This is a genomic window from Emticicia fontis, assembly GCF_054779675.1.
Genome location: NZ_BAAGXU010000008.1, coordinates 100,679 through 125,220, shown reverse-complemented (window position 1 = coordinate 125,220; position 24,542 = coordinate 100,679). Strand labels below are relative to the sequence as shown.

17 protein-coding genes and 1 riboswitch are annotated in these 24,542 nt (G+C 35.6%); of the genes, 11 read left to right on the top strand and 6 right to left on the bottom strand.

Annotation, left to right across the window (positions count from 1 at the left end; genetic code table 11):
• Positions 1-87 precede the first annotated feature (87 nt).
• Together ACYVFA_RS06200 and ACYVFA_RS06195 are read right to left on the bottom strand one after the other, a co-directional pair.
• Complete coding sequence (locus ACYVFA_RS06200; RefSeq protein WP_460470940.1) at positions 88-504, bottom strand: hypothetical protein; 417 nt, start codon at positions 502-504, stop codon at positions 88-90.
• 151 nt (positions 505-655) lie between these two features.
• A complete protein-coding gene (locus ACYVFA_RS06195; protein ID WP_460470939.1) occupies positions 656-2,020 on the bottom strand; it encodes a zinc-binding metallopeptidase family protein in 1,365 nt (454 codons plus the stop codon).
• Positions 2,021-2,274: 254 nt separating this feature from the next.
• Here ACYVFA_RS06195 and ACYVFA_RS06190 point away from each other — a divergent pair, with 254 nt between their 5' ends.
• From ACYVFA_RS06190 to ACYVFA_RS06175, 4 genes are all read left to right on the top strand, one after another.
• Positions 2,275-2,904, top strand: a complete 630-nt coding sequence (locus ACYVFA_RS06190; RefSeq protein ID WP_460470938.1) for a response regulator transcription factor — start codon at positions 2,275-2,277, stop codon at positions 2,902-2,904.
• 288 nt (positions 2,905-3,192) lie between these two features.
• Positions 3,193-4,227, top strand: a complete 1,035-nt coding sequence (locus ACYVFA_RS06185; RefSeq protein WP_460470937.1) for a hypothetical protein — start codon at positions 3,193-3,195, stop codon at positions 4,225-4,227.
• A 41-nt stretch (positions 4,228-4,268) separates the two neighbouring features.
• Positions 4,269-4,613 (top strand): LytR/AlgR family response regulator transcription factor, encoded by a 345-nt coding sequence (locus ACYVFA_RS06180; protein ID WP_460470936.1) that lies wholly within the window; start codon positions 4,269-4,271, stop codon positions 4,611-4,613.
• Between the two features lies 1 nt (position 4,614).
• Positions 4,615-9,033 carry a 3-coathanger stack domain-containing protein gene (locus ACYVFA_RS06175; protein ID WP_460470935.1) on the top strand — a complete coding sequence of 1,473 codons (4,419 nt, stop codon included), beginning with the start codon at positions 4,615-4,617 and terminating at the stop codon, positions 9,031-9,033.
• Positions 9,034-9,095: 62 nt separating this feature from the next.
• Here the strand turns inward: ACYVFA_RS06175 and mtaB are convergent, their stop codons facing one another.
• Entirely contained in the window at positions 9,096-10,424 is a 1,329-nt protein-coding gene (gene mtaB / locus ACYVFA_RS06170) for a MiaB/RimO family radical SAM methylthiotransferase (RefSeq protein WP_460470934.1), read from the bottom strand.
• A 109-nt stretch (positions 10,425-10,533) separates the two neighbouring features.
• Here mtaB and ACYVFA_RS06165 point away from each other — a divergent pair, with 109 nt between their 5' ends.
• Positions 10,534-11,022 (top strand): GNAT family N-acetyltransferase, encoded by a 489-nt coding sequence (locus ACYVFA_RS06165; RefSeq protein ID WP_460470933.1) that lies wholly within the window; start codon positions 10,534-10,536, stop codon positions 11,020-11,022.
• Between the two features lie 62 nt (positions 11,023-11,084).
• On the opposite strand, the gene ACYVFA_RS06160 is transcribed toward ACYVFA_RS06165, so the two are convergent.
• On the bottom strand, positions 11,085-12,101 hold the full coding sequence (locus ACYVFA_RS06160; protein WP_460470932.1) for a glutamine synthetase: 1,017 nt from the start codon (positions 12,099-12,101) through the stop codon (positions 11,085-11,087).
• 945 nt (positions 12,102-13,046) lie between these two features.
• Between ACYVFA_RS06160 and ACYVFA_RS06155 the strand changes: the two genes are divergently transcribed.
• The 3 genes from ACYVFA_RS06155 (at position 13,047) to metE (ending at position 16,956) form a co-directional block, all read left to right on the top strand.
• Complete coding sequence (locus ACYVFA_RS06155; RefSeq protein ID WP_460470931.1) at positions 13,047-13,412, top strand: hypothetical protein; 366 nt, start codon at positions 13,047-13,049, stop codon at positions 13,410-13,412.
• Between the two features lie 113 nt (positions 13,413-13,525).
• Positions 13,526-14,056, top strand: a complete 531-nt coding sequence (locus ACYVFA_RS06150; RefSeq protein WP_460470930.1) for a ferritin — start codon at positions 13,526-13,528, stop codon at positions 14,054-14,056.
• A 201-nt stretch (positions 14,057-14,257) separates the two neighbouring features.
• Positions 14,258-14,463: riboswitch (cobalamin riboswitch) on the top strand.
• A gap of 177 nt (positions 14,464-14,640) precedes the next feature.
• Positions 14,641-16,956 carry a 5-methyltetrahydropteroyltriglutamate--homocysteine S-methyltransferase gene (metE, locus tag ACYVFA_RS06145; protein WP_460470929.1) on the top strand — a complete coding sequence of 772 codons (2,316 nt, stop codon included), beginning with the start codon at positions 14,641-14,643 and terminating at the stop codon, positions 16,954-16,956.
• Positions 16,957-16,988: 32 nt separating this feature from the next.
• Here metE and ACYVFA_RS06140 read toward each other — a convergent pair whose 3' ends face one another.
• The gene (locus ACYVFA_RS06140) at positions 16,989-17,255 is read right to left on the bottom strand and encodes a (2Fe-2S) ferredoxin domain-containing protein (protein ID WP_460470928.1); all 267 of its coding nucleotides are present in this window, start codon (positions 17,253-17,255) and stop codon (positions 16,989-16,991) included.
• 2 nt (positions 17,256-17,257) lie between these two features.
• Entirely contained in the window at positions 17,258-19,096 is a 1,839-nt protein-coding gene (locus ACYVFA_RS06135; RefSeq protein ID WP_460470927.1) for an LTA synthase family protein, read from the bottom strand.
• A gap of 189 nt (positions 19,097-19,285) precedes the next feature.
• On the opposite strand from ACYVFA_RS06135, the gene ACYVFA_RS06130 reads away from it, so the two are divergent.
• From ACYVFA_RS06130 to ACYVFA_RS06120, 3 genes are read left to right on the top strand one after another with little or no spacing between them, the layout of a single operon-like run.
• The gene (locus ACYVFA_RS06130; RefSeq protein ID WP_460470926.1) at positions 19,286-21,478 is read left to right on the top strand and encodes a glutamine synthetase III family protein; all 2,193 of its coding nucleotides are present in this window, start codon (positions 19,286-19,288) and stop codon (positions 21,476-21,478) included.
• Positions 21,479-21,498: 20 nt separating this feature from the next.
• Complete coding sequence (locus ACYVFA_RS06125) at positions 21,499-23,529, top strand: T9SS type A sorting domain-containing protein (RefSeq protein ID WP_460470925.1); 2,031 nt, start codon at positions 21,499-21,501, stop codon at positions 23,527-23,529.
• Between the two features lie 24 nt (positions 23,530-23,553).
• Complete coding sequence (locus ACYVFA_RS06120) at positions 23,554-24,540, top strand: hypothetical protein (protein WP_460470924.1); 987 nt, start codon at positions 23,554-23,556, stop codon at positions 24,538-24,540.
• The last annotated feature ends 2 nt before the right edge of the window (positions 24,541-24,542 follow it).

Below are 24,542 nucleotides of genomic sequence, written 5' to 3'. Positions count from 1 at the left end.
ACTTAAAAAATGTACCTTTAATATCTATTACCCTGTATCGTTTTTTTAGGACTAGTCATATTAAAGATGTTAACTACTTATAAGTAATTATTTGTCTCTGGAAAATTTACTTCTTGAGTCACAAACCTCAATTACAAGAGTATCAGAATCAACTTGATTAATTGTCCATTTACTACAATCCATACATTTTACTTGAGGACAAGACTTTAAGTCTGAGAATGTGATTATGTTATTTGCAACGGTGAATTTATTTCCGGCTGAGCAGCAATCGGCACCCGGTTTACCATCCCGTAAAAAATCGCCATGAGAAGTAAACTCCATAGAGGGTAATGCAACCAACGTATTAATGGTTGCCCAGGGCCCCCAGGATCCATCAGCATTTTTAGTTTGCAACTGATAAGACGGATTCCATCTGCCAATTAAAGCTTCTGGTTTAATAATTTTTTTAGAATCACACGTATCAAAAATAAAAGCAAGGCTAATCGCCACAAAGAGTAGTTTCATATTTCGGGTGTTTTTCCTTGATGATTCTATTCATGGTAATATGGTTGGAAAATTGTATTAATTTTAATCTCAGCCGACTTGAGATTAATTGATACAAAAAATAGGGCATAGGAGTATCTATACCCAATTCTCACATTTTTTGTTTATTAGATTATTCTCCTGCATTTCTTAAGCCAACTCTAGGCAAAACCGGTAAGCCTTCATTACCATCTTCGCTTACTGATTGCACGGCGAAGAAATAGTTGTCTTTAGAGTAAGGAAGCGTCATTTTTACATCAGTAGTAAAAAATTTCTTTTGCCAGTATGGCATGGCTGTTTCACGCATCAAAACATAGTATCCCTTCACTTTTCCAGTTTTTGAAGCCTTCCAACGAAGACTAGTTGAGTTTCCCAATCCTCTTACATCGAGAATTACATCCTCGGGCATAGATGGTGATTTTGCAAGATTGGCAAGGGTAGCTAAATTCAAACCCGTATTTTTCCGGAGGTATTCAAAGTCCATATTTTTGGCATAGTCGCCATATTCAACGCCTTTCTCGGTGCGTAAGTCCTGATGTTGGTTTAAGAAGTTCTCGTTCATTTCTGAGATACGAACTGCTGCAAAACCCTTATTTACGAATGGGGTATGGTCTCCACCACGCAAGAAACGGTCGTTTCTATAAATCATCACTACATCAAGATTATCAACGTATCGCTCACCCACTTCTTTAAAGTAACGTGCTAATTGACGGGCTTTGCCATCATTTTCTACACCATATTGTCTAATAGCCTGCACTTTTTTATCCATTTCAAATGCAGGTAAGCCTTCGCTGAATACTCTTACACGGGTATTATCAATAATATTAGTTTCATTGCTATGGTTAGACCCCATAATATCATTATTCAGTATACCCTCTAAATTCCAGTTTTCAGTAACAGCTTTTTCTGCTAAATGATTTGCACCTAATAAGCCTTGTTCCTCACCACTGACTGTTACAAAAATAACGGTAGCTGGAAATTTAGATTTCGACATGATTCTAGCCAATTCTATTACGGCTACAGTGCCACTACCATCATCATTTGCACCAGGGGCATCAGATTCGCGGTTCATCACATCAGTAACACGACTATCGATATGACCACTAACTAAAAACACCCGATTATCATTAGGATCTGTTCCTTTAAGAGTAGCCATCACATTAGCAATTTCAATGGGCGTGTCTACTCTTTTTCCATCAGGTTGAAGAGTCCAGGTATCCAAATAAGCAGTCATTCTACCATCTGATTGTTTAGCAAATTCCTGAAATTTACTTAAAACCCATTTTCTGGCTGCTCCAATACCGCGTTTACTATCAGTTGTTGTCGATAAAGTGCTCCGTGTACCGAAGCTAACCAATTTGTCAATATAAGCTTTTAATGTATCACTTGATACCTGACTTACCAATGCCTCAATCTGTGGGTCACGGTTAACAATTTTTTGTGCTGAAATATTAAGTGAAATAGTGATGAAGCAGAGTACGAATAGTCCTTTTTTCATGTGTTGATGTTTAGATTAGATGTTTAACAAAAATACAAAACAATTTTCAGATGTTAGAAGTGAGGCCAATGGATTTAGACACAAATAGATAGTTTGTAGAGTAATTGATAAATTTTAGTCTGAATAGGCCTATCCCGAATAAAGAAATAACCTGAAAGTGTTATTGTAAAAATGAATTTTATCTGTTTCATTTGTTTAAATATTAGAATATAATTTTAAGACTGTGAATCTAAGATGAGATAAAAAATCTAACCATGACGAAAGTATCTATATATGAAGACAATGTGCGCCTGAGTGAGCTCGTAGTAATGATGCTGGAAAACACAGAAGGCTTTGAAGTGACAGGGGTACATCAGAATTGTCTGAATGTATTGGATGATATTCATAAAGAATATCCCAATGTAATTGTGATGGATATAGATATGCCAGAGGTAAATGGCTTAGAGGGGGTTTTAAAGGTAAAACAAGCAAATAAAGACATAAAAGTATTGATGCATACCGTATTTGATGATGATAAACGCTTATTTGAGTGTTTAAAGAGAGGCGCAGACGGATATATTTTGAAACGGGATTCTGCCACAATGCTTATTCAGGCAATTAAGGATGTTGAAAATGGAGGGGCTCCTATGTCTCCGGCAATTGCTCGCCAAGTACTTCAGGCTTTTCATCAGACAGAAACTACAAAAGAATATGATCTTACCGAAAGGGAAAGAGAAATTCTCCAATTATTGTCTTACGGAAATTCTTATAAACTTATTGCCGTATCTACTAAAATCTCAATCGAAACTGTACGTCGACATCTACAAAATATCTATCAGAAACTTCACGTGCAATCTGCAACCGAAGCAATCTCTAAGGCTTTTCGTGAAAAACTTGTGAAATAGTGTTACTACTACGTAACACTAATATGCTATTTACTCCTATCGATTTTTCTCCAAAATTTGTAGCTGATAATTAAATCAGCTATGAAAACTCTATTATTTATTCTTCAACAGATATTCCTTAGACACACGGATCTATTTCAATCTATTCCTATTAATAATAAAAAGTTAAGTAGTGAGTTGATTATTGATTATGCTTAAAGCTAAAGCTGCTGTTAAAAATAAGTTGTTTTTATAAATGACTAACAAGGATTTGATTAATTATAGCAAACGAAAATTATTAGTAAAGCCATGAAAAAACTAGTGTTTACAATCAGTTCACTTGTAGTTTTAGCGAGTTGTTCTAAAAATGTTGATCCTCAAAACGAACAATCAACCTATTTATTAGCCAGTAGTGTTTCAAATTCAACTGGTGGGGGTTGGACGAGTAATTATTATGCTGTTAACTACGAATACACTGCGAATAACCAATTGTTTCGCACTATCTCAAATTCAAAAAATAAAAGTGGTTCCGACGAATCAACCAGCCTTTATACTACTACGTATTCTTACGATGGTGACGGGTACGTAATAGAAGCGAAGAGTGATTTAACTGGAGGGGGAAAGGATTATAATGATGTTTCAACAACTATAACTAAATATAGCTATCAGAAAGGGCGATTAAATCAGGGAATTACTAATAGTACCTATGAGCGAACAACTTTTGCCACTGGCAAAAAGGAAATAACTACATATCAGACAACTACCAGTTTTACTTACGATTCAAAAGGTAATTTAACAAAAATGGTACAGGAGAGCGTCTATTCCACAAGTGGCACTTTTAAAACTACTACTACTTTTAGCGATGGAAAAATAACTAAAAGGGTTTATCAATCTGGTAATGGACCAGAAACAGAAAATGCTACTTTTAGCAATGGTTTATTAGTTCAGGATAAGAATGGCTCAAGTACTAATTTTTATAAATATGATGGTGACAATCGGCAGATAAAAACTGAAAGATGGGAATCTGGTAAACAATACTCCTATACAGAACAAACTTTTGATTCTCAGAAAGCAACTTATCTTGCCACTCCAACTAATTTTTTTAAAGGGTGGCCTAAATATGAAAATGAATACGGAAACTCTTCAAATAATGTAATAAATACCAAAATAGGTTATATCCAGGCCAATGGAACATTTAGCACTTCTGACCATAACTACACAAATACTTATCAATTTAATGAAAAAGGTTTTCCATTAAAGAAGACCTACTCAGGCAAATGGAATGCTTCTAATTATTCAGGAGAGGAGGTGTATACTTATATAGATTTATCTGAAAAAAAATAATCACAAAAAGTAAAAAGAAACAACAACAAACTATTAAAACCATGAAACTAGAAAAAATACATATTGGGGGAAGAATGAGTGTTGATCCTGAGAATGTACTATTGCTCAAAGCAGATCATAACTATACACAATTATATTTACGAAATGGTAGAACACTGATAGTTGCCACAACATTAAAAGTTCTTGAACAAAGATTTCTGCTAACCAATTTCTTTTATAGACTTGACCGCTCGCATATGGTAAACCTATCATATGTCAATACTTACGAAATGAATACCGGAAAAATAATCATGGAGAATAAGCAAGAAGTATTGATTTCAAGAAGACGTAAAACCGCTTTTTATTCTTTCCTAAACCAGCATTTTAACCCTTTTAACAAAAAATAAAATGAAAAAAGTTCTACTTCTGCTGTTAATAATGCAACAGTTGTATGCACAAACAAATATTGCTGTTCCGCTTTACTCAGATGCTACCAATACATTTGACGCTACTAAAGGAAATATCAAGTTTTACCTGAATGGCGTAAGTCAGACCTTGACAGTTAATCATGGCGCTAATGGGGTTTGCTTTTATAATAATAATATGTTTGTGGCTTATGATGATGGCTCTTATACGGGTCATGGGATTCTTTGGTATAAAAACGTAAGTTTTTCTTCAGGTACATTTGCTTATGATGCTCCGACAATATTAGTAAATGATCAGCAAACATTTCAGGTAGTTGCTGATGCTAGTGGAAATATCTACTCTGCTAATATGAATGGTACAGTTACTAAATTTATGCCAAATGCAGGTGAATATACTTCAGGTAACAGTGTTACAGTAAGATTCTTCGGTAACGGAAACTACATTTTAGGAGGATTATTATTTGATAGTAGTTCTAATACACTTTGGGCAACAAGTTATAATTTTAGTAGTGCAGCGGTTTGTCGATTATCCGATTTTCCAACCAATACATCTTATATTACCACCGGTTCTCCAGCATCGTTTATTAAGCCCGTTACTGTTTCTTCTAATTATTTACAAGCACCTGAGGGCATTGTGAGAGACGAATCAGGAAATGTATGGATTGCTAATAACAATAATAATTATGTAGTAAGAATTAATAGTTCAGCTATAACAACCATACTTTCTGAAATTAATGCATCTAATTATGCTGCAAAAAGCCTAATTGGAGGAACAGATGCCAATACTTGGGCAGTATCAGCCAATGGACAACAATTAGGAGGGATGGTATATGATAATCTATATTCGAAGAAAGTCTATGTCAATAATCAGAAAAGTGGAGCAAATACTTTTCAATACGAATTTTTACCAACCAATGGAACACCCACTTTTGCAGTAACTGCTTTTGCGCAAATTTATCCGGGTAATGGTCAATCAGCAATTATTCCATGTGCTTTATTGCCAACACCAAATTATCCAACGGCAAATGGCACAACCATTAATTCAGGTCAAACTGTAAATCTGACCGCAACTAATTGTGGCCCTGATCAGACTTACTTATGGAAACAAGGAGCAACTCAAGTGGCAACTGCCGCTAATTTCATAACACCTGCACTAACCAGTAATACAACTTATACTGTTTATTGCGTAAGAAGTGGAACCTGTCAGAGTTCTGGAACTAATGTAACAGTTACTGTAAATGGAGGAGGAGGGATCAGCCAGAATGCCACTATTTCTGTGAGTACCCCAACATCGAGTGGAGGTACAAGAACTGATGACCGAACATTTAGATTTCATTTACCAGCCACTAACCCTGACTGCAATTTGCCTGTTCTGATGGCGTTTCATGGGGATGGTGGAACTGGGGCAGGTATGGAAACAACTACTGGTTTTAGTAACTTGGCCGATGCTAACAACTTCATTGCGGTGTATCCTGATAAGTTGTCTGGTCAATCCTATTTTAGTTATCGGATAGACCAACCAGCTTATCTGAATGCCCAAATTGACTCAACCTTCATGTTGGCCATTATCAATTATTTATATACCAATTATGGTATTAATAAAAATAGAGTGTATGCAACAGGTCACTCCAGTGGCGCGAATATGACATATTTTGCTTCGGCAAAATTGTTTAATGCCTTTGCGGCTTTTGCCCCGGTAGCTGGTTTTCCTCAGGATTATTCTGGTACCGATGTTTGGCAAAATATTATTAATAATGTCAATACCCCTAAAGTTCCACTCATGCATATTCATGGTACGGCTGATGTAACTTCTGGAACTAGATTTAGTGATACAAACTTGCCTAATCCATATCCTTCAACTCCACCAAGTGTCAATAATGGCTGGATATGGCCCATGTTTCCGCTTTCTAATAAAGGATGTAATAATGCGCCTGGAAATTATACAGGCGCGTATTTTACGGCTGGAAATACTACAGTTGATAAGTTGACTTTTTGCGCAGGTGGAGGTTCTAATAAAGAATTGTCGATGATGATTGTGCGAGGAATGGGGCATACTTGGCCAACGAGCGCACAAACAGGTGGAATAAATGGTTCTTTGGCTATCTGGAACTTTGTAAAAGACTATCAATTAAATACATTTAGCAATCCGGCACCGACAGTTTCTCCGACCAATATTACAATTAATGCAGGACAGAATACGACATTAACGGCATCATGCGCAGGCGGTTACGGCGTAAAATGGAGTACTGGAGCTACAAGTGCAGCTATTTCAGTTTCACCGCCGGCCACAACTACTTATATAGCCTATTGTACTTTTGGAAATAATTGTCAATCAGCAAGTACTAGTACTACTGTTACAGTTAATAACAGCGGAGGAATTACGCCTCCGGTTATTTCAGGAAATCCATTAACTATCTGCGAAGGTGATGGCAGTAATCTGACGGCAACGGGCTGTTCGACAGGTGTAGTAACATGGAGCACAGGTCAAACCGGAACATCAATCTATGTATATCCGACTTCTACTACCAGCTATACAGCGGTATGTACAGTTTCGCCTAATTATTCGAACCCTTCTAATACCGTCACGATAACAGCAAATCCAAATCCTCCTATTAATCTTAGCTCTACTTTACCTATAGAAAATAATTTTGGGAACGATAATATTTATATTCATGCCGGACAGACGGTAACACTTTCAGTTACGAATTGCACGGGAACTTTGCAATGGACTTATGGTTCATCCATAGCTAGTTCCAATTCAATTACACTCACTGCGAATAATAGTGGTGATTATAATATGATGTATATTGAAGTGAGTTGCACCAGAGCATCGTCCTGTACGAATTATCGCTATTTAGTTTTATTAAGACAGTTTGCCAAAAATGATATATTCACTACTAATGTAAATACGTCGGTATCAGGAAATGTAAAAGATAATGATACTGAAAGCTCGTTGCCATTCCCCTATGAGATTAGTGGAGTGCAACATGGTTCTGTTGTTTGGGAAATGTCTATGGGGCGACCAACCGGAGTATTAACTTATACACCTGCTAATGGTTTTACTGGTGTCGATAGCCTTACTTATTACCTGACAGACGATTTAACTTTTAGTAAACCTGCAATTGTAAAGTTCATAGTTGGCAATGCCTGCGTTGAAGATTTAATCGTTTCCGGTAATGATTATCCTTCAAATACAATTTCGGGGAATATTTCACTTACAGCTTCAAAAACAGTTAAGACAATATTGAATACTGTGGCTGAAACTGATCCTGCATACATTCGAACTTCCGTCGAAACTACAGCCAACGTAACTTTTCAGGCAGGTAATTCTATTACACTAAATCCCGGATTCCAAACAAATATAGGTGCGATTTTTACTGCAAAAATGGGTGCTTGTACGAGCGGGACAGGATTTCCTTATCTGAAAGTTCAGGGTACAAAAATCAAAAATAAGTGCGGAACAGACTTTGTGATGCGAGGAGTCAATTTCGGTGGGTACTGGCAATATGATGTAAACAATCGGATGAATACCCTCAATAGAATTAAGGAAATCAAAAAGGCAAGTACGAATACTGTGCGATTACCTTGGAGTAGCGATACAGAATATAGCAGAGATTATAAAGTTTTAGATACTTTGATAAAACATATTGTTGCCAGTAAAATGATAGCTATGGTTGAATTGCATGATTTGACCTGTGCAGATTTAACACCTGCTAATATTCAGATTGCAACCAATTACTGGACATCGCCTAATGTTTTAGCTGTTTTGAAAAAGTATGAAAACTATCTGATTCTGAATATTGCCAATGAAGTAGGAAGTGATTGGCAAGGCAACACGAATGCCGTAGTACTAAAAATGGTAAATGCGTATACTCCATCAATCACAGCTCTACGTAATGCCGGACTTAAATGCCCGATAACTATCGATGCTACCGATTGTGGGCAGAACATTGAAGCATTAGTTAGTGCAGCACCAACTTTATTGGCAAATGACCCGGATCATAACCTGATTTTCTCGGCGCATTTATATTGGAATAATGAAAACTATACCACCAGACTCACCAATGCTGCCAATAATGCGGTAACAGCAGGTATTTGTCTGATAGTAGGTGAGTTTTCTGTAGCACAAGACTGCCCACTTGATGCTACACCTAATGATTATGTGGCCATAATGCAGGTTTGTAATCAAAAAGGCTTAGGTTATTTAGCATGGGAGTGGGGCGGAAGCCGACAATATGGTGGTAGTGGCAATGTTTGCCCTGATGATTCGCGAGGTGTAGGTTACTCTCGTTTGACAATGACTGGTTTATCAGGCTTATATGTTGATAGAGCTGGCTGGGGATTGACAGTTGCGAATGATATTCAAGCAACTTCAATAGAATCTTGTCAGTTTAATCCATAAATTAAAACAAAAATGGTAGCTTTTGATTCAGAAGCTACCATTTCATTATAGGATTATTGAGATTAAGCATGAACTAATTCTTGATACACTTCATCAACTTCTACCAACATTGCTTCATTAATTGTTACTAAATTCACCTTTTTGGTTTCGTTGATTAGTAAAGGGTCATATTTTGCTACTACTCTCACATAATTTTCGGTAAAGCCTTGCATTAAGCCATTTTCAACATCTTCTTCAAACAAAACTGAGAAGTTTTTACCAATTTGATGCTCATAAAAATGCCTTCTCTTCTTATCTGAAAGAATATGCAGCATTTTTGAACGTTCAGCTCTCTTGTTGGCTGGAACAACAGGTTTAATGCTTAATGCTGTTGTATTTGGTCGCTCAGAATAGGTAAATACATGGAGATAACTAATATCAAGGTCATTCAGAAACTGATAGGTTGTTAAGAATTCTTCATCAGTCTCACCGGGATGGCCAACAATTACATCCACTCCAATACAACAATCAGGTATGAGTTCTTTTATTTTCGCTACTCTGTCTGCATATAATTCTCTTTTATATCTGCGACGCATCAATCCAAGTACTTTATTAGAGCCTGATTGTAGAGGAATATGAAAATGTGGTACAAAGCGTTTAGATTGCGCTACAAACTCAATAATTTCATCCGTCAGAAGATTAGGTTCAATACTTGAAATCCTGAATCTTTCAATGCCTTTTACTTCATCAAGTGCTTTGACTAACTCAAAGAAAGATTCTTTTCTTTCATCATTCTGCAACCCAAAATCGCCAATATTCACCCCTGTTAATACAATCTCCTTAACCCCACTTTCTGCAATTTCATAGGCCGCTTTCAAAACATTCTGAATAGTATCAGACCGACTTTTCCCTCTCGCCAAAGGGATTGTACAATAGGCACAAGGATAATCGCACCCATCCTGTACTTTCAGGAAAGTGCGGGTACGTTCATTTAAAGAATAAGAAGTATGGTAATCGATCGCTTCTTCAATTTTTGAATTATAAACTTTAGTGCTCGGCTCTTTGGGCTCTTTTACAAAATCACCGATTATATCAATCAATCTGAATTTCTCAGCTGCACCTAAGACAGCATCAACACCCTCAATCTCGGAAATTTCCTTTGGCTTTAACTGGGCATAACACCCAATTATTGCCACATAGCCATCAGGGTTGATTTTATTTGCTTCCTTGACAATCTTCTTGCATTTCTTATTTGCATTTTCAGTAACAGAGCAAGTATTAATTATAAAAATATCAGGTTGCTGATTAAACTCTACTTTCTGGTACCCTCGTTCTTCGAACATACGTCCGATAGTAGAGGTTTCTGAATAGTTAAGCTTACAACCTAATGTATAAAAGGCTACTTTTTTCATAAAAACAAATTTGAAGATGCAAATTTAATGAAATTTAATAGATTTGCCCTTATTCCATTGAAAACCAGTGTGATTAAAATTTCATCACTTCTAAAAACAATTCCATTTTATGTTAAAAAGTTCAAGATTTGATTTTCTGAAAGTAAAAGAAACTTCGATCCATAAATTTGATGAGACACGGTTTACTTATAATGTAATGAAGTATATTACTGGTTATGCGCTTACAAATGAGGAGGCGATTGAACGTTATTTAAGATATACTGATGACCCAATCTTTGGTAATTATTTTGTGATTGATAATACCAGTAAAAAAGTTATTGGATTGATAAAATTTGTAGAAGAACCTAAAGGTGTTATTGAAATTGGTTATAGTGTTTTTGAAGAGCATTGGGGAAAAGGTTATGCAACTGAAATGGCTGAAACAATGGTGGCTTATGCTTTGGAAAACCTGAACCCTGATAAAATCATTGGATATGTTGATGCCAGAAATCCTGCGTCAATGCGAGTGCTGGAAAAGATGGGATTAACAAAGGAAAGCCAGGAGATTGAGCGGAATGGTAATACTGTTTATCTATTTACAAGAAATATCAAGCACTAAAAAACAAAAACCTCATAACAGGGTCATGAGGCTTTGTAAACAAAATATTATTCGAAAAAATCTTAAACTTCTGCTGTTTTTACGGTTTTGATGATACGAGCAGCTACTTTGTAAGGATCTGCCGCTGAGTTTGGACGACGGTCTTCTAACCATCCTTTCCAACCTTTCTGAACCGCTGCAATCGGGATACGGATTGATGCACCACGGTCAGAAACACCGTAAGAGAATTTGTCAATTGATTGAGTTTCGTGCTTACCAGTTAAACGTAGGTGGTTATCAGCACCGTAAACTGCAATGTGTTCTTTCACGAATGGAGCGAACGCTTGACAAATGATATCATAAGTTTCTTTTTTGCCTGCAGTTCTCAAGATAGTGTTTGAGAAGTTAGCATGCATACCAGAACCATTCCAATCTGTTGCACCTAGTGGTTTACAATGCCAGTTGATAGCAACATTATATTTTTCACCTAATCTTTCTAAGAAATAACGTGCAATCCAGGTTTCATCACCTGCTTGTTTTGCACCTTTTGCGAATACCTGAAATTCCCATTGACCAGCAGCTACCTCAGCGTTGATACCTTCAACGTTCAAGCCTGCTTGTAAACAGATTTCAAGGTGTTCTTCAATAATTTCACGTCCGAAAGCATTGTTAGCACCTACTGAACAATAGTATTGTCCTTGTGGAGCAGGGTAACCGTTTGCAGGGAAACCAAGAGGTTTGTTAGTTTCAGGATTCCACAAGAAGTATTCTTGCTCAAAACCAAACCAGAAATCATTGTCATCATCTTCGATTGTAGCACGACCGTTAGATTCATGCGGAGTACCATCTGCATTCAATACCTCACACATTACTAAATAACCGGTTCCTAAACGAGCTGGATCTGGACAGATATACACAGGTTTCAATAAGCAGTCAGATGAACCACCTGGTGCTTGTTCTGTAGATGAACCGTCAAACGACCACATATCACAATCTTCCAATTTACCACTGAAATTTTTTTCTATTTTGGTTTTGCTGCGAAGGCTTTGTGTTGGTTTGTAACCATCAAGCCAAATGTACTCTAATTTAGCTACTGCCATTGTTGTAATTTTTTAAGATGTTTCGGTTATTAATCAAAGAATATGATACAAATATATACTCAAAAAACAATATAAGATTCTGTAAAGTCTAATTATTTTAGATTAAAATTGCATATTCTTTAAATAATACAATTAATTATCGAAATAATAAGATTGATCACTGGTTGGTAAATAAACAATATTCTTATTTTGTTATAAAAGTAAAAAAAAATGAATCACCACTACCTTTTTGAAACCTCATTTTTCAGAAAAAATAAAAAACTTCTATCATTTAACGCAAAATTGCACAAATAATTGTGAAAATTGTATTTTTGTTGGATTTGATTTTTTTAAGAATTAATACCTGTTTCAGGAATTACGATTTTAGGTAGAAATAACTATTTGCATAAGTGTTTTTTTATAGTTGTAAAGTATATTTTTGCCACTTATTCAAAAATGTGTTCGCCATAATGCTATCTAGTCTGAGTCTCTTTTCAATTGCTCGGTACTTCTACAGACTGACCTCTTAAAAAGGTAGTCACCGTAGTGACTACCTTTTTGATGCCGCTTGCCAACAGGGCATATAACGGTTAGTTTTACCTGTGTTATCTGTATTGATATTCTTTTTTTCTTCAGCCATAAATTTGTAATTATTCGAATCATAATCTATGGAATTTCCAACTTTACATCGGATTTTCAAAGACTTTAGGATGGTATTTCAAAAAATCATACTGATAAGAAGGAAGTTTAGTGGTCGCTTTGGTAATTGAACTTATTTAAACTTTTTGCTGAAGTGTTCTCGAAAATTGCAAATAATATAGATTTATAAAGTTTCTACAATAAAGAGACGACTGATATTTAATCTATTTAGACCCGTTCCAAATAAATTATAATTAAATTTGGATTTATTCTAAACAAGCCATACTTTTGTATCATTGTATTAAAGTCTTACTAAGTCAATTAGAAATGGAGTACCCTCAAGTAATGGAATCTTCTCAAGTAGAATTATATAGAACTAATAGAGGCCAAGCTTATCAGTGTAATCTTACAAACAGAATCTTTTTAGAATTTGGTGGGATGACTACCGCTTTCAAGGTTCATAACTTTATTAATTTTAAAAGACTAATTGACGGCATAAATATCATTGATAAACTTTACGATTTATCAGATGAAGCAGACTTTGATATTATCAATGCTCCCAATTCAAATCAAACCTTTACGCTACATCTTTGCGACCTTATTCATCTAAGAGAATTACTATCAGGTGCCAAATTTGCCTTATATGTAAACTCAGTTTTAAATGAAGTTTTAGGCGAATATGAGGTTATTTAGGCCTAATTATATTTAGAATATCTCTAAATTCTGCTTCTTTGGGCTACATTTCGAACAATTATACTAATTGGTTTGTAATATTGTTATACATTTGAAAAAACAATATTATAGATATGAAAGATTTAGTAAGACTTCGCACCTCTTTAAAAGAAGAAATAGAAACTGCATTAAACGGACAGATAAAAATGGAAGCCGAGGCTTCTGCCAAATATTTATCAATGGCCTCATGGTGTGAAAGAAATGGCTATCTTAAAAGCGCCGCTTATTTATATAAACAATCAAATGAAGAACGTGAGCATATGCTCAAAATCTTCCACTATGTGGCATCTGTGGGTGGTACTGCAATCAGCCCGGAGGTTGCAACACCACAAGTAGAGTGGGGTACTTTCCAAAGCATTTTCGAAGATGCGCTTCAAAGCGAAATTAATGTAACACACGCCATAAACAAACTGGTTACTAAGGCTCGCAACGCTGAAGATTATGCAACAGAGCATTTCTTGCAATGGTTTGTGAACGAACAGGTTGAAGAAGAAGCAAACGCTCGTCGTGCAATCGAATTGTTTGATGTGATTGGCAAAGATGGTACTGGCCTTTTTGTTATCGACAAAGAAATCGGTAAAATTGGTAGTGGTGAAGTAGAATAATATTAGTTGTTATCAATGGAAGCACGGACCTTAGTCCGTGCTTTTTTTGTTCCTAAAGTGCTATATGTTTAAGTTTGTTTATCTATTATTTGAATGAATATTGGTTTTAATATCTAAATTATAATTTAATTAAAGAATTTTTAACTATTGATCATTTGAAATGTAGATAAAATACTTTATGTTTGCTCTGTCTTCGCAATACCTTTCAATCGGGTTAACGGTTTTTGTTTAAGATTGCTTAAATAAATTAAAAAGGAATCGTGTGCAAATCACGAACAGACGTGCTACTGTAAATGAATGTTCTTAATAGAACAAGTTTTGTCAATTGTGCCCATTGTTTTCTAGATGAGAAGGGCGACGGAATAATATTCATAAGTCAGGAGACTTGCCGTTAATCTTAATGACTATGCCTTCACGAATAAGGCTTTGGTCAAGCATTGATTTTATAGAAATGATTTTCGATTATCAACTGTTGAAAAACAGCTTGAATGGCATCGCTTTTTCATGACTGTAAAGATTCTCTTTCTGATAAGAGGATATTGGTAGGTTCGAGGTATTTAAAAACCTTTAACAAATCAATTAAAATGTTTACTCAAAATTTAGGTTACCCACGTATCGGTAACAAACGCGAATTAAAGAAAGCTTCGGAGGCTTTCTGGGCAGGTAAGGCTTCTCAGGCTGAATTATTAGAAACGGCTGCACAAATCAGGTTAAAAAACTGGCAAACCCAAAAAGATGCAGGAATTGACCTGATTCCATCAAACGATTTTTCCTTATATGATCAGGTACTGGATATGACATTGATGCTAGGTGCGATTCCGACAAGATACCAGGCTTTGCAAAATGATGAGCTAAGTCTGTATTTTGCTATAGCTCGTGGTGTACAAAAAGAGGGAATTGATATAAGTGCGATGGAAATGACCAAATGGTTTGATACTAATTACCATTATATCGTTCCTGAATTTGTAAAAGACCAACAATTCAGTTATTTCTCAAAAAAGGCAATTAACCAATTTAATGAAGCAAAATCAGTCGGTATTTTAACTAAACCGGTTTTAATTGGCCCTATTAGCTATTTATTATTAGGCAAGGAGAAAGAAACTGGTTTTAATAGAATTGATTTACTAGACCAAATTTTACCTGTTTATATCGAAATCTTAAAAGAACTTTCTGCCTCAGGCGCAGAGTGGATTCAATTAGATGAACCATTTTTAGTAATGGATTTTACTGGTTATCAGCAAATTGCTTTTCAAAAAGCTTATCAAACCATTAGAGAAGCTTTACCTCAGCAAAAAATCATTGTTACTACTTATTTCGAAGATTTAGGAAACAATACATCTTTAGCTCTTTCTTTGCCGGTTGATTGTCTGCATATTGATCTGGTAAGAGCTCCTCAACTATTGGATACTATTTTAGCGGATTCTTCTTTCAAGAATTCAAATAAGATTCTTTCTTTAGGTGTAATAGACGGGAGAAACATCTGGAAGAATGATTTTACTAATTCTTTAAATGTAATTGGAAAAGCAGCTAAAGCATTTGGAAACGATAGGGTTTGGATCGCTCCCTCCTGCTCTTTATTGCATACACCTTGCGACTTAGATTTAGAGAAAGACGAGGAAACTCTACCAACTGAAATCAAAAACTGGTTGGCTTTTGCCAAACAAAAACTTTCAGAGGTTGTAACGCTGGCAGGACTTTCAGACTCAACCAATGCTAAGCAATACTTTGCGCTGCTAAGTGAGAACCAAATAACGATTGAGCAAAGAAAAGTATCGGCAAAAATTCATAAGCCACAGGTAAAAGAAAGAGTGAAAGAATTAAAAGAAAGTGATTTTAATAGAATCAATACTTTTGAAATCAGACAAGAAACACAGGCAAAAGTATTAAGATTACCAGCTTTTCCTACAACTACAATAGGCTCTTTCCCTCAAACAACTGAAATCAGACAACTAAGAGCCAGATTAAAGAAAGGAGAGTTGACAACAGAGACATATGATCAGTTGATTGAAGCCGAAATCGAGAAATCAGTTCGCTGGCAGGAAGATTTAGGAATTGATGTATTAGTACACGGAGAATTTGAGCGGAATGATATGGTTGAATATTTTGGTGAACAACTCTCGGGCTACGTATTTACTCAAAATGGATGGGTACAAAGCTATGGTAGCCGTTGTGTAAAACCACCTGTTATTTATGGTGATGTTGAACGCCCTGAAGCGATGACAGTAAGATGGTCAGCCTTGGCACAATCAAAAACTAATAAATTGATGAAAGGGATGTTAACCGGCCCGGTAACTATCTTACAATGGTCGTTTGTCAGGGATGACCAACCCCGTTCTGAAACTGCCTTCCAGATTGGTCTGGCTATTCGTGATGAGGTACTGGATTTAGAAAAAGCAGGAATTAAAGTAATTCAGATTGATGAACCAGCCATCAGAGAAGGACTACCTTTAAGAAAATCCAAGTGGAATGAATATCTACGATGGGCAGTAAACGCTTTCAGGTTGAGCGCAGCAGGTGTAGCAGATGAAACGCAAATCCATACCCATATGTGTTATTCAGAATTTAATGATATCATCGAACATATTGCTGCTTTGGATGCTGACGTGATTACTATTGAAACTTCACGTTCGCAAATGGAATTACTATCAGCCTTCGCAGATTTTAAATATCCTAATGAAATCGGGCCAGGTGTATATGATATTCACTCGCCAAGAATTCCAAGCACTGAAGAAATGGTCGTTTTACTAGAAAAAGCATTAGAGGTAATTCCTGCCAGAAATCTATGGGTAAATCCTGATTGTGGATTAAAAACCAGAGGTTGGCATGAAACAGAAGAGGCTTTGAAACATATGATTCAAGCTGCCAAGTTTATCCGAAAATCTGTTCAGATAAATTCATAAGCATCAAGGGTAGGCATATGCCTACCCTTGATTTATTGTTCCAAAATAATTTTGTCAAAAAACCTTTCGGCTTTTTTCTCTGTCATTTCTCCATGCCATAGATTTTCTGGCTGGAAACTCACCACAGGAGCATGATCACAATTATCAGAACAGTCCATTTTTATAAGAACTACATCGCCTTTCAAATGATTTTCTTTGATTTTATCTTTAAAAACCCGACGGATTTCTTTGCTGTACTTGCCACATTTACTTCCATCACAAACGAAAATAGTATGCCTGGGTATTTCAATTTTGCTCATAGCTATTTATCTAAATAATCCTGAAACATTCTTTGCATAAGTGCTTTGCCCTTATCAATATCACGTGTATTTAATGATCCATTTAACTGAATCATTTTTTTACCTACATTATCAAAAACTAATTCTTGTTTAGGCTGAATAAAACCAAACCCATTATTAAACGAAAAGAATGCCCAGGGTTTTGTTTTTAAATCAAAAATATTTTTACTCCAGTTATACGCATAAGCATTTAAACCAACCTGGTTTAATAAAGTGGACGAAATATCAATTTGCGAAGCAATCTTTGGCATTTCTAAGCCTTGTTTGGCTAAAGCTCCACCCAACCACAGCATCGGAATCTTGAAGTCATCGGCTTTTTTTCCTGTTTCCGGGATTCTATGTCCGTGGTCTGCAATAATGACAACCAATGTATTAGGCCACCATGATTGCTTTTTTGCTGAATCGATAAAGTCTCCTAACGATTGGTCGGCATAATGCATGGCATTCATAAATTTAGAGCGTTCGTCATCCCCCTCAAATGTATTCTCAGTAGGAATCTCGAAAGGTTCATGACTGCTTAAAGTCAGTATTGTTGAGAAAAAAGGCTGATTGACTGTTGAATGGTCATTTAAGAACCTTTTAAAAACTATATCATCATGTGCTCCCCATTTCGAATTCCAGTATTTTGAATCAAAATCCTGTTTACTGATAATTTTCTGAAAGTTGGCTGAATAGAGGTATGATTTAATATTGGCAAATTCTACCTCGCCTCCATAATAAAAATCGGTTGAATATCCATTACTTTCAAAATCTTTACTAATAACTGGTAATTTTGAAGATTTGTTTGGCTCAGTAATAATGGAAGCAGTTGGCTGAGCAGGATATCCACTTAAAATGGCTGGAATACCCTTATCTGTTCTATCTCCGCTGGCATACATATTTGAGAAATAAATGCCCTCTTTTTTTAGGGCATTAAATCTTGGGGTTACTTCAAGCCCGTTAATTTTGAATTCAGTTGCCTTTTTAGTAAAACTTTCCCAAATGATTACCAATATATTTGGCTTTTTAAGATCACTTTTTAAAACCTTATTTGTAGCATTAGACCCTTCATAGAGTTCCTTAATATTATTGCTTAATTCTTCTTTAGGTAAATAAGTATAAGGATTGACTTTATCATATGAACCATTTACTAATGAACTAAAGAAATTCCAGGTTGGATTAACGGCAGAAATATTGGCAAAATTATTTGTAGAAAAATACACTGTGCTTTGGTTCATGGGAGAAATACCAAGGCTACCCCTGATCGGAACAAATAAAGCCAAAGTACATAAAATTGAGACTGGTATAAAAGGTAAATTATCAATATGATTCCAGTTATCAATATTTTTTGTAATAATTCTATAAACGATTAAAGACGCCACAATCAAGAGTATCAGAAAACTAATAAACAACTGCAAAAGTGGCGATGAACTTACAGATGCCCATGCCTCACGAGGTGTTTTCAGGTAACGTAACGGAGTAGCATCCAGATGATAACCCCAGGTATTAAATACCTGTAAGTCTATAACAATTATCAGATTGGCAATTAGAACTAAAAGAAAGGTATAAGTGAAAATCCAGTTTTCGAGCCTACTCTTTTTAATGAAATTAGAAAATGCAACCAGAAAAAATGGAATGACTGAAAGGTAGGCAGCCATTGAAAAGTCCATTCTTATTCCATGCCAGAAAATCCCCCATATAGTCTGGAGCGTTAATAACTTTGTGTCTTCAATATGATACCCCAAAAAAATTACTCTGGCAACCAGAAAAAAAATTACCCAAAAACCATAATAAATAAGTAAAAATTGTAAGCGTTCTTTCATTGAATCGGTTCAGTAAATTAGTGTCTATTCAGGTTCTCTTCTCAAATCAAAATTTACGAAAATTGCCCTGTTAGAAGTTTAAAGCCATATTTAATTAATTAGCAAAAGTTGTAAAAGTTTTTTTTATCAACGTTCTTTCCTATTTTTAACCCCAAATATAGGACATCTCAACAAAACTACTAATAAAAAATGGCAAGATTAAGATTTAAGGCGGTTGATGAAGCACAAAGCCGCCAAACTATTAAAGTAGATATACCTGCCGGTAAAGTAACAGAATATTATGGTGCCAATATTTTCAATGATGATGTAATGCGTGCCATGCTTTCTCCGGAAGCGTATATGAAAGTAACTACTGCCATTAAAAGTGGTGAGAAAATAGACAGAGAAATTGCAGACGAGGTAGCATCTGCTATGAAGTCCTGGGCAGTTTCAAAAGGTGCAACGCACTACACACACTGGTTTCAACCTTTGACTGGTGGGTCAGCTGAAAAACACGATGCTTTCTTCGATATTAATATCGATGGTAAAGCACTTGAAAAATTCAAAGGAAGTTCATTAGTACAACAAGAACCAGATGCTTCTTCTTTTCCGAGTGGTGGTATCAGAGCAACATTTGAAGCTCGTGGATATACCGCATGGGATCCAACTTCGCCGGCATTTATTATTTATAATGAAGCAGGCACAGGTACCCTTTGCGTACCATCCATCTTTGTCTCATATACAGGTGAACTTTTAGATTCTAAGTCGCCTTTGCTCAAATCGTTACATGCTTTAGATAAAGCGGCTACTGATGTAGCGATTATTTTCGACCGTCATGTCGAAAAAGTTTCAGCTACTTTAGGAGCAGAGCAGGAGTATTTCTTGGTAGATAAAGCCTTGTTTAATGCTCGTCCTGACTTGATGATGTCAGGAAGAACCGTTTTTGGTCATGCTCCTGCTAAAGGCCAACAATTGGAAGATCATTACTTTGGAAGTATTGCTCCACGTGTGAATGCTTTCATGGTTGATTTTGAATTTGAATGTTTGAAATTAGGTATTCCGATAAGAACGCGTCATAATGAAGTGGCCCCTGCGCAATTTGAAGCAGCTCCAACTTTTGAAGAGGTAAATCTGGCCTGCGACCATAACATTCTGTTGATGGATGTAATGCGTAAAGTATCTAAAAAACACAATTTCGAGGTGCTTTTCCACGAGAAACCATTTGCAGGTATCAATGGTAGTGGTAAGCATAACAACTGGTCGATGGGTACAGATACGGGTGTTAACCTATTAGGGCCAAGTACTAAACCAAAGGAGAGTCTTCGTTTTGTAACATTCCTGGTTAATGTTATTAAGGCTGTGCATGACAACGCAGATTTATTAAGGGCTAGTATTGCAACAGCAGGTAACGAACACCGCTTGGGTGCCAACGAGGCACCTCCGGCCATTGTTTCCATTTTCTTAGGTTCTCAAATGATTAAAGTACTTGAGGATATTGAAAACAAAGAAATAGTTTCGATTGAAAAAGGCGAGAATGCCTATATCAAATTGGGTTTAAATAGAATTCCATCTATTCTTTTAGACAATACAGATAGAAATCGTACCTCTCCATTTGCCTTTACCGGAAATAAGTTTGAGTATCGCGCTGTTGGTAGTTCAGCCAATTCTGCCCAGCCAATGATGGTGTTGAATACGATTGTAGCTGATCAATTACTTAAATTCAGAGCGGCCTATGATGCTGAAATGACAGAACACGAAGGCAAGAAAGAAGAGGTAATCGTAAAAATTCTGAAAGGATATATTAAAGAATCTAAAAAGATTTTGTTTGAAGGAAATGGTTATTCTGATGAATGGAAAGAAGAAGCAGCCAGAAGAGGACTATCAAATGTAGCAAGCACACCTGAAGCCTTAAAAGCCTATTTAAGACCTGAATTTACAGAGATTTTTGAGAGATTAGGTGTATTAACTGAAAGAGAGATTCATGCCCGTTATGAAATTGAACTAGAGAATTATATCAAGAAAATTCAGATAGAATCTCGTTTAATTGGTGATTTAGCTATGAACCACGTGGTTTCAACAGCAATTAATTATCAGGCAAAATTGGTACAAACTGCCAAGTCTTTAAAAGATATGGAATTGCATCAGGAAGCTGAGCCGATTATTGATATCATAAAAGAGATTTCTGCGCGTGTTTCAGAAATTTCGAAAAAGGTAGATCAAATGACGGACGCCCGCAAGCATGCTAACGCAGTTGAGGATTTGGAGCAAAGAGCTAAATTGTATGGCAATGACATCAAAAACTTCTTTGAGGAAATCAGATACCCTGTCGATAAATTAGAGTTGCTGATAGATGACGAGGATTGGCCACTTGTAAAATACAGAGAATTGTTATATATTCGCTGATAATTTGTCAGCCATATTGAATGAATAAAATAACAATCTGCATATATAAAAAAGAGTTTGTCCGATTAAATAGAGTTGGACAAACTCTTTTTATTTTAGGTCTACTCTTTTTGGTTTCATGGTCTTCGTCCTTTGCACAAGCGATTATTTATGATGAGTTCCCCATTGCTGCGCAAATCTACCAGCGTGATGAATTAAACAGAGGAATGGTTACAATTAAAGGTCGGCTGTATACAGAAGGTTATACAGATGTTGCGGTGATTGGGAAAAAGGATAAAAAGGATATTTATTATAAAAAACAAAAGCTTGTATTTCAGGCTGGCGATTTATTAAATGCCCCTTTCTTATTCCAACCCATTATTACGGCAGGACTGGTTGAATATGAATTTGCTTTATATGCATTTAGAGGGCAGGATTCGGTATTGGTTCGGGAGTCTACACAAGTTCTTTGTGGAGACAATATTATTATTTATGGACAATCTAATGCAGAAGCCAATGATGCTGCTGAGTTAGCTAAATTTAAGGATGAGTTTAAATTTGGACGCACCACCTTTGCAAATTTTCAGACTAACGATTATTCATGGTTTCCGACTATGAAATGGAATTACTATATGTCTGGTTTGATAGGATTAGAAATACAAAGGCAGCTAATTGATAAGTTTAAAGTGCCCATTGGTATCATCAATGGTGCTGTGGGGAATAAAAGTATTGATGAATTAATGATTCGTAATGAGAAAAATCATGAAGATCTTCAATACTATTATGGGCAGATGCTAAAAAAAGCAAATAAGGTAGGATTGAGCAAAACAGCAAAAATATTTATCTGGCGACAGGGAGAAAGTGAGGCATTTGAAGCGAGCAGGGCTGAAGTTTATCCTGCGAAATTTGCTCAATTAAGAAACCAAATTCTTGAAGATTATCCCGCAGTAAAGAAGATTTATGTTTTCCAGAATAATATTTATTGGACAGATAACAACAAAGCCGGCGATTTAAGAGATTTTCAGAGAAAAGTGGGTCAGTTATACCCTGATTGTGAAGGTTTTACGACTATTGGTACGCCCGGATTTGATGGATTGCATTATAATCTTGAAGGCTATCAACTAAATGGAGCTGAAATATCAAGGCTTATTGCTAAAGATTTTTTGAAAAGTACTGATACGCTTGAGGTTCATTGCCCGAATATCAGAAAAGCTTATTTTTCAGATAGCAAAGATTCCCTTATTCTGGAATTTGATAAGTTTCAGAAAATGCAATATCCAAATTATACTGTCAATAAAAATAATGGAAGCCCGGTATTTTTTAAAGACTATATATATCTGGATGGTGTAGCTGGAAAAGTAACAGGAGGAATCAGTGAAGGGAATAAAATAGTGTTGAAATTATCTGAGCCAAGTAATGCTAAACAAGTAACCTATTGCCCGGATAATTTTGTGCTTAATACAGAGTCGCTGATGGGGATACCTTATATTAAAAATTCGAGAGGATTACGGGCTTTTACATTCAAGAATTTTCCTATTACTCAGCATGTCAATGCGCCTAGACCAGTGCTTACAGCCAAATGGACCGGAGGGGTGTTAAAACGTGTTTCTTTAGAATGGTTGACTCAAAGCAATTTTATATATGGTATTGAGAAATCGGTAGGGACGCCAGATAATTTTGTGAAAATTGCTACATTAACTCAAGGGCCATTCTTGGATTTGAAAGTGAAAAAAGGAGTTAAATACTATTATCGACTGAATATTGATGATGAGCTTTTCAGTAATGTTGTTGAGGTTTTTATACCTTTAGATGTTATGAGTTTATCAACTTCAAATGATGAACTGGTAGTATATCCTAATCCTGTTTCAAAAGGAGCAGATATAAATATCAATATCCACATGCCGATTCAGGAATTGATACTGACCAATAATCAAGGAACAATCATTCAGAAGATTCAGGTGAATAGTGAAAATGTTTTGATTCCAACTGCTAAACTTAGTTCAGGAATTTATCTGCTGGAGTGTTTAGATAACTCAGGGCAGAAAATTACTAAGAAACTCGTTATTGACTAATTTGCTTATTAAATTTTGTATTCAATGTTTTTAAAGTTTTTCAAGAAGATACTTATCTTTTTATCGCCTGTTATTGTACTAGGTATTGGTTATTTCATTTTTGACCCGTTTCAAATCCTGAATATCTATCAGGCCTATCCTGATAATTATGCCAAAAGCTTGAACAGAGACCGTATCAGCACACAGGTTTTTCTGAATAACAACACCAGATACGATTATAAGTCTTTTATATTCGGTAGTTCTCGGTCAAGTGTTTTCTATACAAAAGATTGGGGTAAACATATCAATGATGAGACCCCTTACCATTTTGATGCATCATGTGAGACGGTTTATGGTATTGCTACCAAATTGGAGTTTATCGAAAAACAGGGTAATAAAATAGATAATGCTTTATTGGTTTGGGATAGAAGTATTTTTGAATATGAGCAAGATACTTTAGGATGTGTTTTTATTCAGGATTATCGCGTTAGTCAGCTACCTTGGTTAAAATATCATACGATATTTCTGAATTCTTATTTTTCGCAAGGCTTTTTTACTGCTTTCTATGATTATATGATTTTCAAGAAGTTTCGTAATTACATGAAGACTTTTCTTGAATTCAGAAAAATCAATTATACTCCGGTAGTTAATGACTTTATTTTTACTAGTTATATTAATGAAATTAAACAAGACTCAGTAAAATACTATACTCAACCTAATTTCTTTTACGAGAGAAGTTCTGAAAAACAATTGGTTGCTAAAGTAGTGAAACCGTATCAACTACAATATCTGAAAAGAATCAAAGCTGTTTTAGAGCGAAACCACACTAATTTTAAAATTATCCTGGGTCCAACCTACGACCAGAAATATTTTAATGCTGATGATTTAAAAGTACTCCAAAGTTTCTTCGGTAAAGAAAGAATTTATGATTTCTCAGGTCAGAATGAGTACACGAATGATAAAACCAATTATTATGAGATTTATCATTATAAGCCTAATGTAGCCAGAGATATTATGAATAAAATTTATTAATG